At 43.9% G+C, this 16,150-nt stretch carries 19 protein-coding genes; 18 read left to right on the top strand and 1 reads right to left on the bottom strand.

Annotated elements, in window-relative coordinates; all coding sequences use genetic code 11:
* Positions 1-185 precede the first annotated feature (185 nt).
* The 8 genes from rpmH (at position 186) to rsmG (ending at position 7,328) form a co-directional block, all read left to right on the top strand.
* The gene (gene rpmH, locus AAAA78_RS18455; protein WP_011166211.1) at positions 186-335 is read left to right on the top strand and encodes a 50S ribosomal protein L34; all 150 of its coding nucleotides are present in this window, start codon (positions 186-188) and stop codon (positions 333-335) included.
* Complete coding sequence (gene rnpA, locus AAAA78_RS18450) at positions 325-684, top strand: ribonuclease P protein component (RefSeq protein WP_340593617.1); 360 nt, start codon at positions 325-327, stop codon at positions 682-684. Before rpmH ends, rnpA begins: the two co-directional genes overlap by 11 nt.
* A 10-nt stretch (positions 685-694) precedes the next feature.
* Positions 695-916, top strand: a complete 222-nt coding sequence (yidD, locus tag AAAA78_RS18445; RefSeq protein WP_340593616.1) for a membrane protein insertion efficiency factor YidD — start codon at positions 695-697, stop codon at positions 914-916.
* A complete protein-coding gene (yidC, locus tag AAAA78_RS18440; protein WP_340593615.1) occupies positions 900-2,525 on the top strand; it encodes a membrane protein insertase YidC in 1,626 nt (541 codons plus the stop codon). Before yidD ends, yidC begins: the two co-directional genes overlap by 17 nt.
* Positions 2,526-2,653: 128 nt before the next feature.
* Positions 2,654-3,214 carry a Jag family protein gene (locus AAAA78_RS18435; RefSeq protein WP_340593613.1) on the top strand — a complete coding sequence of 187 codons (561 nt, stop codon included), beginning with the start codon at positions 2,654-2,656 and terminating at the stop codon, positions 3,212-3,214.
* A gap of 137 nt (positions 3,215-3,351) precedes the next feature.
* Complete coding sequence (gene mnmE, locus AAAA78_RS18430) at positions 3,352-4,782, top strand: tRNA uridine-5-carboxymethylaminomethyl(34) synthesis GTPase MnmE (protein WP_340593612.1); 1,431 nt, start codon at positions 3,352-3,354, stop codon at positions 4,780-4,782.
* 1 nt (position 4,783) lies between these two features.
* Entirely contained in the window at positions 4,784-6,712 is a 1,929-nt protein-coding gene (gene mnmG, locus AAAA78_RS18425; RefSeq protein WP_340593611.1) for a tRNA uridine-5-carboxymethylaminomethyl(34) synthesis enzyme MnmG, read from the top strand.
* A complete protein-coding gene (rsmG, locus tag AAAA78_RS18420; protein ID WP_340593609.1) occupies positions 6,663-7,328 on the top strand; it encodes a 16S rRNA (guanine(527)-N(7))-methyltransferase RsmG in 666 nt (221 codons plus the stop codon). Before mnmG ends, rsmG begins: the two co-directional genes overlap by 50 nt.
* A 16-nt stretch (positions 7,329-7,344) precedes the next feature.
* Here rsmG and AAAA78_RS18415 read toward each other — a convergent pair whose 3' ends face one another.
* Positions 7,345-7,845: a hypothetical protein gene (locus tag AAAA78_RS18415; RefSeq protein ID WP_340593608.1), complete on the bottom strand. Its 501-nt coding sequence runs from the start codon at positions 7,843-7,845 to the stop codon at positions 7,345-7,347.
* Positions 7,846-7,966: 121 nt separating this feature from the next.
* Here AAAA78_RS18415 and AAAA78_RS18410 point away from each other — a divergent pair, with 121 nt between their 5' ends.
* From AAAA78_RS18410 to atpC, 10 genes are all read left to right on the top strand, one after another.
* The gene (locus tag AAAA78_RS18410) at positions 7,967-8,800 is read left to right on the top strand and encodes a ParA family protein (RefSeq protein WP_340593607.1); all 834 of its coding nucleotides are present in this window, start codon (positions 7,967-7,969) and stop codon (positions 8,798-8,800) included.
* Complete coding sequence (locus AAAA78_RS18405; RefSeq protein WP_340593606.1) at positions 8,793-9,806, top strand: ParB/RepB/Spo0J family partition protein; 1,014 nt, start codon at positions 8,793-8,795, stop codon at positions 9,804-9,806. The genes AAAA78_RS18410 and AAAA78_RS18405 overlap by 8 nt, the downstream gene beginning before the upstream one ends.
* A complete protein-coding gene (locus AAAA78_RS18400; protein ID WP_295901217.1) occupies positions 9,797-10,162 on the top strand; it encodes a bactofilin family protein in 366 nt (121 codons plus the stop codon). Before AAAA78_RS18405 ends, AAAA78_RS18400 begins: the two co-directional genes overlap by 10 nt.
* Positions 10,163-10,253: 91 nt before the next feature.
* Positions 10,254-10,685, top strand: a complete 432-nt coding sequence (locus AAAA78_RS18395; protein WP_340593604.1) for an ATP synthase F0 subunit B — start codon at positions 10,254-10,256, stop codon at positions 10,683-10,685.
* Between the two features lie 11 nt (positions 10,686-10,696).
* Positions 10,697-11,260 (top strand): ATP synthase F0 subunit B, encoded by a 564-nt coding sequence (locus AAAA78_RS18390; protein WP_340593602.1) that lies wholly within the window; start codon positions 10,697-10,699, stop codon positions 11,258-11,260.
* Between the two features lie 3 nt (positions 11,261-11,263).
* Positions 11,264-11,809, top strand: a complete 546-nt coding sequence (gene atpH, locus AAAA78_RS18385) for an ATP synthase F1 subunit delta (protein WP_340593600.1) — start codon at positions 11,264-11,266, stop codon at positions 11,807-11,809.
* A gap of 2 nt (positions 11,810-11,811) precedes the next feature.
* Complete coding sequence (gene atpA / locus AAAA78_RS18380) at positions 11,812-13,338, top strand: F0F1 ATP synthase subunit alpha (RefSeq protein ID WP_295901213.1); 1,527 nt, start codon at positions 11,812-11,814, stop codon at positions 13,336-13,338.
* An 11-nt stretch (positions 13,339-13,349) separates the two neighbouring features.
* Complete coding sequence (gene atpG / locus AAAA78_RS18375; protein WP_340593598.1) at positions 13,350-14,234, top strand: ATP synthase F1 subunit gamma; 885 nt, start codon at positions 13,350-13,352, stop codon at positions 14,232-14,234.
* A 12-nt stretch (positions 14,235-14,246) separates the two neighbouring features.
* Entirely contained in the window at positions 14,247-15,653 is a 1,407-nt protein-coding gene (gene atpD / locus AAAA78_RS18370) for a F0F1 ATP synthase subunit beta (RefSeq protein ID WP_295904289.1), read from the top strand.
* A gap of 26 nt (positions 15,654-15,679) precedes the next feature.
* Positions 15,680-16,096 (top strand): ATP synthase F1 subunit epsilon, encoded by a 417-nt coding sequence (atpC, locus tag AAAA78_RS18365; protein WP_295904287.1) that lies wholly within the window; start codon positions 15,680-15,682, stop codon positions 16,094-16,096.
* Positions 16,097-16,150 lie beyond the last annotated feature (54 nt).

The following is a 16,150-nucleotide window of genomic DNA, read 5'->3' as shown; positions in this document are numbered from 1 at the left end:
CAGATTCCCCTCAAGTGCAGGGTCCTCTTAACAAGGGGAGCTGAAGTTTTCAACAGTTGACCTTCTTGCCGCAACGTGCTTTATTAGTGCCCCACGTATCTAGTTGTGAACAACTTTGTGGGGATACATATATAGGTGTCACTGACGTCATTTAGCGTCGTAAAAATATTCCGGGGAGAAGAGTAATGAAACGTACATACCAACCATCAAATAAACGTCGTAAAACTACACACGGTTTCCGCGCTCGTATGGCTACAAAAGCTGGCCAAGAAGTTCTTAATCGTCGTCGCGCTAAAGGAAGAAAGCGTTTGACGGTTTCTACAGGTGGAAAATAGTTCTCCACACGTAATTAAGCGAAGCTCTGAATTTCTCTCTCTAAAACAAACGGGAAAAAGATATTGGCCTACAAAATGGTTGCTTCTGAATTATCAGAAGAACTCTGTAGGTCAGTTGCGTTTTGGAGTAACTGCAAGTCGTAAAATCGGCTCTGCTGTTGTTCGAAACAAATTGAAACGTTGGGCGCGAGAATATTTTAGGGCTTCTCTAGTAGCGGGAAAAACTATTGAAGCCGACATCAACATCATCTTTAAACCTATGGATGCCAACTTTTACAAAGGCCTCGCGCATGAGGAATTTGTCAAAGCTTTGGATCGGGGTTTGGAAGTTCTACGAAAAAACATTTAAGACTGTTCTTATGTTTTTCGTAGCGGCTTACCGAACCTTGGGGACTACTCATTTGGGTGGTTCTTGTCGCTTTGAACCCAGTTGTTCTGCCTACGCTGTTGAAGCTATCAAAACTCATCACACACATAAAGCTCTGTGGTTAATCACCAAAAGAGTATGCAAATGTCGTCCGGGCGGGCCTTATGGTTACGATCCGGTCCCTGGAGGGAAAATCGATGCAACAAAAGAATGACAACCCATCCTTCTTTGATCCGAAAACAATCATTGCTGTGGCCGCGGTCGCTCTTATTTATTTCGGATGGCAAACGTACTTAGGAAAAAAATATCCTAACTACAACAAACCAAAAGACGCGCAAACTCAAACAACACCAGCGTCAGATGCTGCAAACCCTGCAGCTGCTTCAAGTCCCATCGAGACAAAATCTTCTGACGTCGCTACGGCTCCTGCCGCTCAAGAACAAAGTTTCAATTTCTCTAACGATAAAGTTTCTTTCACTCTTACAAATCGCGGAATGGGTCTTAAAAACTTCACCGTGAATAACTACCAAGATAAAGAAAAGAACAACATCAAGCTTGGCGCTTCCGATGTTGATGGTCTTTTTGAAATGCGTTGGGCAGGGGATGTTAAACCTCTTCTTTTCAATGTGACTGAGCAAGCTCCAGGTCACTTTGTTGGAACGGCTCAAGTTGGTGAGACAGTTGTAAAAAGAGAATTAAAATTCAACGCGGAAAATTCTTCTTTCACAAACACTGTGACTGTAACGAATCCAACAGAGGAATTTAAAAAAGGTTTCTCTTTGATGATTCCAGAAAAGATCCACGTTAAAGGTTCTTCTTCTATTTTCTTTCCTTCTTATGAACACCAAGATTTCTTCGTGATTCACAATGGTGGAAAGCACGAAACTGTGAACTTTAGCGGCGCTAAAGAAAACGTTTCTAAAGATTTCACTTCGACCTCTATTCTTTCTGTAAGTTCTCAATATTTCGCAGCGGCGATTCTTGATAAATCAGATATTATTCCTGACGTTAAAGTGGCTTCTTCTGTGAATGACAAAACAGCTTTGGCTGAGTTGGTTTATAAACCTGTGCAAGTAAAACCAGAGATGAATTTCTCTGAAGTTTTCTATGCGGGTCCTAAATCTATCGATGCTTTGAAATCTGTAGACCCTGAACTTGCGAACATCATCGACTTTGGTTTCTTCGGATTTATCGCAAGACCATTGTTGTACGTGATGAAGGCCTGCCACTCTGTTGTGGGTAACTGGGGTCTTGCAATCATCATGTTGACTCTTCTTGTTCGTCTTTGCGTTCTTCCTTTTAACATCATGTCTTTCAAGTCAATGAAAGCGATGCAGAGGGTTCAACCAATCATTCAGTCTTTGCGTGAAAAGTACAAAGACGATCCAATGCGTTTGAATCAAGAGATAATGGCCGTGATGAAACAAAACGGAGCAAACCCTGTTGGTGGTTGCCTTCCGATGTTGCTTCAAATTCCGGTATTCTTTGCGTTGTACCGTGTGATCGGTTCTAGTATCGAGCTTTACAACTCGCCATTTGCGGGTTGGATCCACGATCTAAGTGCGCACGATCCATTCTATGTATTGCCGATCTTGATGGCGGTCTTCATGTTCATCCAACAAAAGATCACTCCATCAACAATGGATCCTACTCAAGCAAAAATCATGGCGTTCTTGCCAGTGGTCTTCTCATTGTTCATGTTGCAATTGCCATCAGGTCTTACACTTTACATGGTTGTGAGCACTTTGTTCGGTATCATTCAACAATACTTGATCATGAGAGAAAGAAAGCCGTCTGTGCCAGTAAAGGCAGCGAAGGCTTAAGCCGCGCACGCGGGCAGTGCGCGCGTGAGCGCAGGATGCTGGAGCGCCTGTGGTGCGCAAGCTGGACTAGTTCCGGTTTTATAAAAGTCTCCAGAGTTTGATTTAATTTTTAATACCTAGGAGGTAACATGGGTTTTTTCAGTAAGCTTTTCGGGGGGAAAAGCAAGGGTGCTAATAGCGAAGTAGAAGCACTTGTTCAAAAGACCTTAGAGGGGATCATCGAGAAAGCGCAATTCGATCTTACTTTCGATATCAAAACTGAGAAAGAAGAAGACGGAAGTGCGACTTTGGCTGTTGAGTTCAACGGTTCTGACGAAGAGATCTTGAAAGATAAAAAAGGTCAAATGTTGGATGCTTTCCAACTTTTCCTTAAACGCGTTATCCAACACAACTTCCCAGATGACAAAACAAACGTCACGGTGGATTGCGGTGGTTACCGTGATGAATCTGCAAATGCTTTGATTGAGCGCGCAGAAAACCTAAAAGCAATTTGCATCGAACAAGGTAAGTCTGTGTACTACCGCGCTTTGCCTCCAAAAGATCGCAAAGTTGTTCATCAATATTTGGCAAAAGATCCACGCGTAAAAAGCCGCTCACTAGGTGATGGCCTTTACAAAAAGATCAAAATTTATCCAGCAAAAGGACAAGCTCAAGGAAACTCTTCCGAAGAGACTATGTCGAACGACTAAAAACAACGGGCATATCTTGAAAAAAGGATATGCTTTGCTCTGACGCCCAGGAAGGGCGGCAGAAAGGCCGCACAGGATGGCCACAATAGCTCGATTACCAGAGCTGCTGTGCGAAGCCGATAATAAGGAAAGTTACTATGTATCGTGGAGATCGTGATCAAGACACTATTTGTGCGGTCTCCACTCCTCACGGAGTGGGTGGAATCTCTGTTATCAGAGTGAGTGGTCCAAAAACTCTCTCTTTCGTTTCTCAAATCTGCAAATTTTTGCCTGAACATCCTGAATCTCATAGAGCGTACTTTGGATCTCTGAAAGATCTTTCGTCGCACGATGAAATTGACGAAGTTTTAGCAACGTACTTTAAACACGGAAAATCTTTTACCGGAGAAGAAGTCATCGAGATTTCTTGTCACGGAAGTCCGGTGATTTGTCAGAGTATTTTGCATCAGCTTGTTCAATTAGGAGCGCGTCCCGCCGATCGCGGTGAATTTACTTATCGTGCGTTCATGAATGGAAAGTTAGATTTGGTTCAAGCTGAAAGTGTTCTTTCATTGATTGAAAGCCAAAGTCAGCAAGCGGCTAAACTCGCTCTTCGCCAGCTGAAAGGTTCCGTCTCTCAAAAACTTGAAGATATTGAAAATGATATGACTTGGATTTTGGCGCACGCTGAAGCCGGTATTGATTTTTCAACTGAAGGAATCAAGGTTGTTGAAAACGACATCGTTTTAAATCGTCTCGATAAAATCGAAAAAAGCCTGGAAGAATTGGTAGGCACTTTTAAAGTGGGCCGCCTTTTGAAAGACGGTTTTCGCGTAGTTTTGACGGGTCTTCCAAATGTGGGTAAATCCAGTCTTCTAAATCTTTTTCTAGAAGATGAAAGAGCCATCGTTACAGACATTCCTGGAACCACTCGCGATGTGATTCACGGGGATACAAGCTTTAAAGGTGTGAAGTTCACATTCTTAGATACAGCAGGTCTTCGTGAATCCGTGTCAGATCTAGTTGAAAAAATCGGAATCCAAAAAAGCCGTGAGGCGACTGGGGAATCAGACTTTGTTTTCTTCGTTTTTGACGTGGAAAAAGGTCTTTCAGCAGAAGAAATCGCGATTTTAGACGGATTAGACCCGCAGAAAACGTATATATTGGCCAATAAAACAGATCGTTTAGCTCAGACTCCTGAGGTTTTCGCTGTCGAAGAGGCTTTACAAAACAGTAAATTTTTCCAAAAAATCGGGGACTTAGAGAGCTTCCGCAAAAGAAGAGTGTTCTTTGTGAGCGCTCTTGATAAAAAGGTGCGTTCTCGTGTCCTTGAAGATCTAGTGAAGGAATTCGGCGATTTGCAGTTGGAAAACACCGTTCTTATTTCCAACTCTCGTCATCTTGAAAACCTTACGCGAGCTCTTGAGAACACACGCCGTTCAAAGTCAGTCGTGGAAGATGGATTGGGCGAAGAATTCTTAGCCATTGAATTCAAAGAAGCCTTGATCGCTATCCAAGAAACTTTGGGCAAACGATTCGATGATCAAATCATGGATCGTGTTTTTAAAGAGTTTTGTATCGGGAAGTAATATGAACACAAAAAAGTATGATGTGATTGTCGTCGGGGCAGGACATGCAGGCGTTGAAGCTTGTTTGGCTTCCGCTCGCCTGGGTCTTCAAACTTTGATGGTGACTTCAAACATCAGTCGTATTGCTTACATGAGTTGTAACCCGTCTATCGGTGGACTTGCTAAGGGTCACATGGTTCGTGAGATCGATGTGCTTGGCGGTCAAATGGGTATCGCCGCCGATGAAACTTGCATTCAGTATAAACGTTTAAATTCTTCTAAGGGTCCCGCAGTTCGCGGAACTCGCGTGCAAAACGATAAACATCTTTATTCGCAATTTCAAACGGACGCTCTTAAGAACCAACCAAATCTCGATATACTAGAAGGCGAAGTAAAACGTCTGATCCTAGAAAAAGATTTGTGCGTGGGTGTGGTTCTTCAAGATGGTTCAGAAATTTTCGCAAAAGCGACAATCATCACTACGGGAACCTTCATGAACGGAGTGATGCATATCGGTCTTCGCCAAGAGGCGGGTGGCCGTGTCGGTGATAAACCTTCTATCGGTTTGTCAGATCAATTGGCGCAATTTGGTTTTGAAGTAAAAAGACTTAAAACGGGAACTCCGGCGCGTCTTCATAAAGACAGCATTGATTGGTCAAAGACGATTCCTCAAGGTGGCGATGAAAAAGTTTATCCTTTTAGCTATCGTTCCTCTGAGAAATTAAAACTTCCGCAAGTTCTTTGCTATCTCACTCGCACTTCAGAAGAAACGCATGAGATTATTCGCAACAACTTAGATAAATCTCCAATGTTTTGCGGAATCATCGAAGGCACGGGTCCTCGTTATTGTCCTTCGATCGAAGATAAGATCACTCGCTTTGCTGATAAAACAAGTCATCAAACTTTCTTAGAACCTGAAGGTCTCAGCACAGACTTGATTTATCTTCAGGGGATTTCGACAAGTCTTCCGGAAGAAGTTCAGGATCAATTTCTAAAAACGATTCCAGGTCTTGAGAACGTGAAAGTCGTTCGTTACGGTTATGCGGTTGAGTATGACTATATCGAGCCGACACAAATCTGGCATCGCTTAGAAACTCGCACGATCCGTCAGCTTTTCTTGGCTGGACAAATCAACGGAACTTCTGGTTATGAAGAAGCGGCCGCTCAAGGTTTTGTTGCCGGAGTAAATGCCGCTCACAGTATTTTGGGTCGTGACGAATTTATCTTGGGTCGCGATGAAGCCTATATTGGTGTGTTGATCGATGATCTTGTGACAAAAGGAACTCGTGAACCGTATCGCATGTTCACGTCTCGTGCAGAACACCGTTTGGTTTTGCGAGAAGATAATACTATCGACAGGTTAGGTGCTATCGCACAAAGAATTGGTATTGTTTCTGAAGCTTCAATGGAAATTCTTGCGAACCTTCAGGCAAAACGTAAAAACTTGCTTGAAAGACTGCGCACAGAGAAGATTTATCCAACTAAAGATGTGCAGGAGTTGCTCGCAACAATTCCGACTCCAGAACTAACAAAGTCGTTAACATTCGAAGAGTTGCTGCGCCGACCTGAAATTTCTTGTTCGCACTTAGAGATGTTTAAATTCGCCGTTGATGCCGATCCAAACATCAATGAACCTGTCGAAATTGAAGTGAAGTATTCAGGCTACGTGAAAAGACAGATGGAACTCATCAATCAATCCAAAAGATTGGAAGAAATGGTGCTTCCGGAAGATCTTATCTATGCAGATATCAGAGGCCTCTCTAATGAAGAGCGAGATAAGCTGCAACGCGTTAAGCCACGTACCTTAAGCCAAGCTCAACGCATCAGTGGTGTTAATCCTTCTGCAATTCAGGCTATAATGATCCATCTTAAAGGTCATAAAAAAATCAAGGAGATGGGGCTTGAAGGACAACAAGGAACAGGAAGCGCCGATAATATTTTACCGCATTGATGAGTGGTTCCCGGATCTAAGTCCTGAGGTCAAAACTCGACTTAAGACCTATCACGAAGATTTGATTAAATTTAATCGTACGGTGAATCTCATCACACCAAAAACAGTTTTTGTGGCTGATGCTCTTCACTTTGCGGATTCTATCTTAGCATCTCGTACAATTTATAAATCCAATCCCGGCATGGACAAGATCTACGATCTTGGAAGTGGTAACGGTTTTCCGGGCCTGGTGTTTGCTGTCCTTTACCCGCAAGTGCAAGTGGTCCTTGTTGAGGTCGATCAAAAGAAGTGCGAGTTCCTCCGTCATATGGCAGGGATTCTAGATCTTAAGAATGTGACGGTCGAAAATAAAAATGCCGATGCTTTTCCAGACGGATCTATGAAATTCGTCATGGCTCGGGGACTGGCTTCAATTTCAAAAGCTATTATGCTTGCACGCAAAACTGTCGCTAAAGGTGGTGTTTTCTATCATCTAAAAGGGGAAGAGTGGGGTATTGAGGTGGGAGAAATTCCAACACAGCTTTGTTCTATCTGGAGCCCCTCGCTCGTGGGAGAATATAAACTTCCAGTGGGTGCTGTGAAGTTTGCGGTAGTGAAAACAGACAAAATTGCCTAATGTTCCACGTGGAACATCATTCATGGCCCCCGGCCGACGGTGCGGGGGTTTTTTCTTGCCCAAAACCTGTTTCTTTCAGACGTTCTTTAACATCCCAGGTTCTTTTTGCATTTCTAAGCTTCTTTTCTGTCTGATAGGACTCCCACTCTTTGGGATCAGGCCAGGTTTCGCCCTTTTTGAAAGCCTGCATATAGGATTTCTTCGATAGTTTCTTGCGGGCTTCAATTTTCAATTCCAGATATTGTTTTTCTTGCTCAAGGCGAGTGATTTTATCTCTGGATTCATCGACACGCTTTTGTGCGTATTTGATTTGTCCTGTTTGGGGAACAACATCTTTCAAAGCTTGCTCGTGACCCGCGAGAGTTTTCTTTTCATTCTCCAAAGCAGAAGATGTCGCTGCAAGCGAGGCAGTAAGATCAGAATATATAGGATCTTTGAGCTCCGGATGTGGATCGGGCTTATTGCATGCAGTGAGTGCGAATAGAATGATGGTTACGCTGAGTAGTCTTCTAAACATAGTTGTTCCACGTGGAACATCGGCAAAATGAGCGAAAAACATAAGGTGTGGCGCGAAAAACTGGTCTTTATTCTTGCAAGTTTTTCGAAAAAGGCAGATTTTTGAAACTCAAGGAGGAAAAATGGCAAAAACGATCTGCATAGCTAACCAAAAAGGTGGTGTTGGTAAGACAACGACGTCTGTAAACCTCTCCTCAGCGCTGGCTACTCTCGGGAAAAGAGTTCTTTTGATCGATATGGATCCTCAAGGTAACGCTTCCAGCGGCTTGGGTATCAAAAGATATGAAAGCCAAGATTCGAATAGCTACCACGTACTCATCGGCGAAAAAACATTGACCGAGGCTACTCAAAATACAGCAAATCCAAATCTGAAAATCTCAACGGCGAATCCTGACCTTGTTGGTGCAGAGATTGAGCTTGTTGATATGCCGCAGCGTGAATATCGCCTTAAGCAAGCGATTGCAACAGTGGCTGATCAATATGATTTCGTATTGATTGATTGTCCTCCGTCTTTAGGTCTTCTGACTTTGAATGCATTGAATGCGGCAGACAGCTTCCTTGTGCCTCTTCAATGTGAATACTATGCCCTTGAAGGTTTGAGTCAGCTACTCAACACAGCAGGGCTCATCAAGAAGAATTTGAATCCTCAATTACACATTGAAGGAATCGTTCTTACTATGTTTGACGTTCGTAACAACCTCAGCCACCAAGTAGTGACTGAGATTAAAAATCATTTTGGCGATAAAGTTTTTAACGCCATCATTCCAAGAAACGTACGCCTCAGTGAGGCACCAAGCCACGGTCAATCCATCCTCGAATACGACAGCAAATCCGTTGGCGCGGTTAGATACTTGGAGCTAGCAAAAGAAGTTGTCGCTCGTTCAGAGCAAAAAACAACGACTGAAGCGGCTCCGCAGACACAACAAAGCGCTTATGAAGGGGAAGTAAATGTCTGATTTTGCTGTTGAATCTTCGAACAAAAAGAAAGGTCTTGGCCGTGGATTGGGTTCGCTTTTAGGTGGACCAGCTCCGACGGAAATTCCTACCAAAGCTCCTTCCCAAGCGGCAACTAATAATAATGTTAATACAGCGTCGGCTCCTACTGTTTCAGCGAGCTCTCAACAAGCGACACCCGTCGCCCCTCCCGTAGATCCTGAGAGCAAAATCTGGAAAGTAGGAATCGATAAACTTTCTCCGGGCCAATATCAGCCGCGCCGTCAATTTGATAAAGAGCCTCTACAAGAGCTGGCTCAGTCTATTAAAGAGAACGGAATTCTTCAGCCGATCGTGGCTCGCCGTACGACTTCTGGAAAATTAGAAATCGTAGCCGGTGAACGCCGTTGGAGAGCAGCTCAACTTGCGGGCCTTCATGAAGTTCCGGTTATCCTTAAGAGTTACGATGACAAACAAGCGTTGGAACTTGCGATTGTTGAGAATATTCAACGTGAAGATTTGAATCCCATTGAAGAGGCGGAGGGTTATTCACGCCTTATTTCTGAATTCAAATTGTCGCAACAACAAGTGGCTGAAAAAGTAGGTAAGGACCGTGCGACGGTAGCGAATGCCGTTCGTCTTCTTTCTTTGCCAAACGAAATCAAAGAAATGATTTCTGGAAATGAATTGTCCGTCGGTCACGCGAAAGTTCTTTTGGCTTTACCTGAACCGAAGAAACAAATCGAATTTGCGAAAAAAGTGATCAACGAAAAGATCGCAGTTCGTAAACTCGAAAAAATGGTGCAGGCCGTTGTAAAAGGTCACGAGGATAAAGAGGAAGAAGCGGCAGGCTTTGACTCCAATGTCACTCAGCGCCTGATCTCAGGTCTAAGCGATGAGCTTCAAAAAATGCTCGGCACCAAAGTGAACATTGATTATTCCAATTCAAAGGGTAAAATCAGTATTCATTTCTATTCTGACGACGAACTTACAAATTTAGTAGATAGGCTTAAAGAAGGATGGCAGTAGCATTTCCTCCCTCATTACAAGAAGATCTCCTCTCTGGTCACGTAACAGCGATTCTTGACCAGGGAACGCATTTCGAAGGAAAGCTCAGCTTCGAAGGCACCGTGCAAATCGGCGGGGACTTTAAGGGAGAAATCTTTACTAAAGATACCATCGTGATCAACGAGGGCGCGTCTGTGACAGCCCAAATTGAAGCCGATACTATTGTTATTTCCGGCCGGGTGGAGGGAAATCTCTTTGCCCGCCGCAGAGTTATCATGCACCCACCCGCTGTGTTTAAAGGCACAGTAACATCTCCTAGTTTACGTATTGATGAAGGGGTTGTCTTCGAGGGTGCGTCCTACATGCCTAAGTCTTAGGCAGCAACATTATCAACTAGAAATTCGCCTTGACCGTCCATTGCCCAGCAGGTAAATCCGAAGCTCAAAAACTAGTAGGGATTTCAACTAAATGGACATTTTTGGACAATTAGGTATTAATACCACCGCAGCCTTTCAGTTCGTACTATTTGCTATCGCTTTGATCTTTTTGAGCAAAGTTGTATTCGCTCCGTATGCGCATGCACTCGATGAGAGACAAAGAAGAACTAAAGGGGGCGAAGACCTCGCTCTTGAATATCAAAATAAATCCGTAGAGTTGCACAGCGAATACGAGGTTAAAACTCGTGAACTCAACAGCCAAATTAAAACGGTTGTTGATGCTGCAAAATCTCAAGCCAACAAAGACTATGAAACTATGGTTTCTAAGGCTCGCACTGAGGCAGAGAAACTTGTTCAAGACAATCGCACAAAAATCACTTCTGCAGTTCAAGCAGCATCTGCTGATTTGAAATCTCAAACAAATGCAGTCGCAATGGCGATCACAACTAAGTTGTTAAAATAAGAGAGTAAGACATGAAGTTGCTTTTGAATCTATTTATTATCTTGGCTCCTGCGCTTGTGATGGCGGCAGGTGGTGAGCATGGTGCTGCACACGGTGAAGCAGGTGTTCCTAAAGTTGTTCTATATCAATTGATCAACGTGACGATTCTTGTTGTGGGTCTTGTGTACTTCACAAAAGACAGCATCGTGACTTTCTTCTCTGGAAGAAAAGCAGCTTATCTTGAAGCAGCTCAAAAATCTGCGTTTGCTCGTGAGCAAGCAGAGAAAGAATTCGTCGATATCAAGCAAAAGATTTCTAATCTCGATGCCACTCGTGAAGAAGCTTTGAAGAAAGCTCACGCCCACGCAGAAGACATGAAAAAACAAATCTTGGACGAAGCTCAAGACGTGACAAAACGTATTCGTGAAGATGCTGAATTGACGGCAAAGCTTGAAGTTCAACGTGCGCAAAAAGAACTTCGCGCGCAACTTTTGAAAGACTCAATGGAAGCCGCTCGCATCGTGATGACGAAAGATCTTGGCTCTGCTGATCAACAAAAACTTCAAAAAGATTTCGTAAACAACGTGGGAGTGTAGGCCATGGTAAGTGAAGTTTCTAAAAGATACGCGAAGGCCCTTCTCGCTGTAACAAAACAAAAAGGCATCCACGCTAAAGCGTTTGCAGAATTGCAAACACTTGCAAAAGGTTTCACTGAAGATGCCGCTGTAAGAAATTATTTTGCTAATCCAATGATTTCTCCGGACCAAAAAGTAGCTGCGGTTAAAGCGGCTTTGTCTGGCAAAGGAGTTTCTGAAGAAGTTATCAATACATTGGTTCTTCTAGGTGAAAAAGGTCGTTTGGAAATCCTCGATCAAGTTGCTCTTGCTTTCAGAGATCTTTTGGATCTTGAAGAAGGTGTAACTCGTGGAGTGGTTCGCTCTGCTCAGCCTCTGTCAGCTGATGCGCAAAAAGAGATCGAACAAAAGATCAATAAGGTTTTGAACAAGAAGATCGTATTGACTTACGAACAAGATCCGAAACTTTTGGGCGGCGTTGTTGCTCAAGTGGGTGGATGGACTTTCGATGACAGCATCGATACGCATTTGAAAAAGTTAAATGAAGAATTAAACAGGAGAGCCAACTAACAATGGAAACACAAATTCGTGCTGACGAAATCAGTCGTGTTCTCAAAGAACAAATCAATCAATACAACAAAAAGATTGAAGTAAGCGAAACAGGTAGCGTTCTTTCCGTAGGGGACGGTGTTGCCCGTATTTACGGTCTTGAAAATGCAATGGCGGGTGAGCTCGTTGAGTTCCCAGGCGAAGTATTCGGAATGGTATTGAACCTTGAAGAAGGTCACGTGGGCGTGGTTATCTTCGGTGAAGACCGTCACATTAAAGAAGGCGACACTGTTAAGAGAACAAAGAAAATCGTTCAAGTTCCAGTTGGTGAAGCTCTTCTTGGTCGCGTAGTTGACGCTCTTGGAAATGCAATCGACGGTCGTGGTGCTATCAACACACCTCACAGCCGCGTCGTTGAATTGAAAGCTCCTGGTATCGTTTACCGTCATCCAGTTGAAGAACCTCTTCAAACAGGTATCAAAGCGATCGACGCTCTTGTGCCAATCGGCCGCGGACAACGTGAGTTGATCATTGGTGACCGTCAAACTGGTAAAACTGCTATCGCGGTTGACACTATCATCAATCAAAAAGGTCAAGGCGTTCATTGCTTCTACGTAGCTATCGGTCAAAAACAATCGACTGTGGCTCTTGTGGTTGAAAAATTGCGTGCAGCTGGTGCTCTTGAGTACACAACTGTTATCGCAGCGAATGCATCTGACCCAGCTCCACTTCAATTCTTGGCTGCTTACTCTGGAACAGCAATGGCTGAATACTTCCGTGATACTGGCAGACACGCATTGATCGTTTACGATGATTTGACGAAACAAGCTCAAGCTTACCGTCAAGTTTCCTTGCTTCTTCGCCGTCCTCCAGGACGTGAAGCGTATCCAGGGGACGTATTCTATCTTCACAGCCGTTTGCTAGAGCGTGCATCTAAATTGTCTGCGGATAAAGGTGGCGGTTCATTGACTGCTCTTCCAATCATCGAGACTCAAGCGGGTGACATCTCTGCTTACATCCCTACAAACGTGATCTCTATCACTGACGGTCAGATCTTCCTTGAATCAGACTTGTTCTATAAAGGTATCCGTCCAGCGATCTCTGTGGGTAAATCAGTATCGCGCGTAGGTGGTGCGGCTCAAATCAAAGCGATGAAACAAGTTGCCGGTTCAATGAAGCTTGAACTTGCTCAGTTCCGTGCGATGGAAGCTTTCGCAGCGTTTGCTTCTGACTTGGATAAAGCAACTCAACAACAATTGGCGCGTGGTCGTCGTTTGGTTGAAGTTCTTAAACAAGGTCAATACTCTCCAGTAAAAGTTGAAGAGCAAATTGCGATGATCTTCGCAGCTTCTAACGGTTTTGTTGATGCTTACCCAGAGACAGACGTTAAGAAATACGAAAAAGAAATGATCGAGTTCTTGAAGAACAAGCACTCTGAAATTCTTAAAACTATTTCTGAGAAAAAAGCGATTGCTGACGATACTAAAAAGGCGCTTTTGGCGGCTCTTGAAGAGTTTAAAGCTGTATTCCAACCTTCTACTAAGAAGTAATTTGGTGCTAAATGGCTAGCTTAAAGGATATCCGGGCTCGAATTGAGTCCACTAAAAACACCCAGCAGATCACAAAAGCTATGAAGCTTGTGTCTGCTGCAAAGTTACGTAAGGCGCAAAATCAAATTGTGAATATGCGTCCTTACGCTTTGACTTTGCGTAAGGTGATTGCGGATATCGCTGTGACAAACAAAGTGTCGCATCCGTTGATGGAGAAGAAAGAACAAGTAAAGAATGTTTTGCTTGTTGTTATCACTTCTGATCGCGGTCTTTGCGGCGCTTTCAACAGCAATATCAACAAATTCACTGAAAACTATATTAAAGAAAATAAAGCGAAGCTCGAGAAAATCGACTTCATCTTTATCGGTCGTAAAGGTCATGACTACTTTGCGAAGAGAGATATCAAAGCCGTGGATTACATCACGAAGCTTGATAAGGATATCTCTTACGAGTTGGCTTCGAAAGTCGCTAACCGCGTGATGGAAGATTACCTTGAGGGCAATTACGACGAAGTTCGTATTGTTCATAACCAATTCAATTCCGCGATTTCTCAAACTGTAGTTTGCGAAACAATCTTGCCAATCGATATCGGCTTGACGACTTTCAAAACTGAAAATGAGAAAGCGAATGAATTTGCTGTCGACATGATTTTCGAACCGGCTCCAGAGAAGATCATCAAAGAACTTCTTGAAAAGCATTTCGATCTTCAAGTTTACAGATGTATGTCTGAGTCTGTTGCCGGTGAACATGGTGCTCGTATGAGCGCGATGGAGAACGCGACAAACAATGCGCGTGACATGATCAATAAGCTCACGTTGACGTACAACAAATTGAGACAAGAAAAAATTACTACAGAATTGACTGAAATCGTATCTGGCGCTGAAGCGCTTAAATAGGGGAGCTGAATAATGGCATTCGGTAAAGTAAAACAAGTAACTGGTCCCGTAGTGGACGTAGAGTTCGAAGGCGGAGAACTTCCTGCGATCAACTCTGCTCTTCGTGTAACTAATAAATTTATCTCTGACGCTGAAATGAATCTTGTTCTAGAAGTTGCTCAACACTTGGGTGACAGCGTTGTTCGCACTATCGCGATGGACCAAACTGAAGGTTTGGTTCGTGGTGAAAAAGTAAAAGCGACCGGCAACATGATCACAGCTCCTGTAGGCCGTGAAGCTTTGGGCCGTATCATCAACGTTATCGGTGAACCGATCGACGAAATGGGCCCAGTAAACGCAAAAGAACACTGGGGCATTCATAGATCCGCTCCGAAATTCGAAGACCAAGCAACTTCTGCAGCGATGTTGATGACTGGTATCAAAGTCGTTGACCTTTTAGCTCCTTACGCAAAGGGTGGTAAGATCGGTTTGTTCGGTGGTGCGGGTGTTGGTAAAACGGTTCTTATCCAAGAATTGATCCGTAACATCGCGACTGAGCACGGTGGTTTCTCTGTATTCGCGGGCGTTGGTGAACGTACTCGTGAAGGAAACGATTTGTGGCGTGAAATGAAAGAATCAGGCGTTATCTCTAAAACTGCGCTTGTGTTCGGTCAGATGAATGAACCTCCTGGAGCACGTGCGCGTGTTGCTTTGACTGGTTTGACAGTTGCGGAATACTTCCGTGACGTAGAAAACCAAGACGTTCTTTTCTTCGTTGATAACATCTTCCGCTTTACTCAAGCGGGTGCCGAAGTGTCTGCACTTCTTGGCCGTATCCCATCTGCCGTTGGTTACCAACCAAACTTGGCGACTGAAATGGGTGCTTTGCAAGAGCGTATCACTTCTACCAAGAAGGGTTCTATCACTTCCGTTCAAGCGGTTTACGTACCAGCGGATGACTATACGGATCCAGCTCCAGCAACTACATTTACTCACTTGGATGCAACGACGAACCTTGACCGTGATATCGCTGCTATGGCGATCTTCCCTGCGGTTCACCCGTTGACTTCAACTTCTCGTTTGCTTGACCCTCAAGTTATCGGTGAAGAGCACTATAAGTGCGCTCGTGACGTTCAAGCCTTGTTGCAACGTTACCGTGAGCTTCAAGATATCATCGCGATCTTGGGTATGGACGAGTTGTCTGAAGACGATAAACTTGTTGTATCTCGTTCTCGTAAAATCCAACGTTTCTTGTCTCAACCGTTCTTCGTTGCTGAGCAGTTCACTGGCTTGCAAGGTAAATACGTTGATATCAAAGACACTGTTAAAGGTTTCCGCGAGATCCTTGACGGTAAACACGATGCTCTTCCTGAGCAAGCGTTCTACCTTGTTGGAACTATCGAAGACGTTATCGAGAAAGCTAAGAAGCTACAGGCTTAATTGCCGTAGCTTTGAGAGGTTAGCGTATGTTTAAACTGACTATCGTGACTCCAGAAAGACGTTTACTCGTCAACCAAGAGGTTGAAGAAGTAACTGTTCCTGGCTTCAAAGGAGAACTCAACATTCTTCCTGGTCACGCTCCATTGATCACAACGCTTGAAACAGGCGTTATGAAATGGAAACTAAAGGGTAAAGAAAAGCAAGACACGGCTGTTATCAGCTGGGGTTATTGCCAAGTGAGCCCTGAAGGCGTGAACGTTCTTGCGAACATCGCAGATCTTCCAGAGGAAATTGATATCCAAGCTACGAAAGAATTCTTGGCTGCTTCTGAAAAGCGCATCATGAATGAGCTTATCACTGATGAAGATTGGACAGAATTCCAACGCGAGTGGGCTCGTGCAAGAGCGAAACTCGATGTGGCTGAAGGCCAAGCTAAGAAGTAATTCTTAGATCCATTTAAAAAATATTGAAAAGGCTCTCTGTAAAGAGGGCCTTTT

The organism is Bdellovibrio sp. BCCA, assembly GCF_037996825.1.
In the GTDB taxonomy this organism is placed as follows: domain Bacteria; phylum Bdellovibrionota; class Bdellovibrionia; order Bdellovibrionales; family Bdellovibrionaceae; genus Bdellovibrio.
Note: the sequence above shows the minus strand (reverse complement) of the source record. Positions and strands in the feature narration are given on the sequence as shown.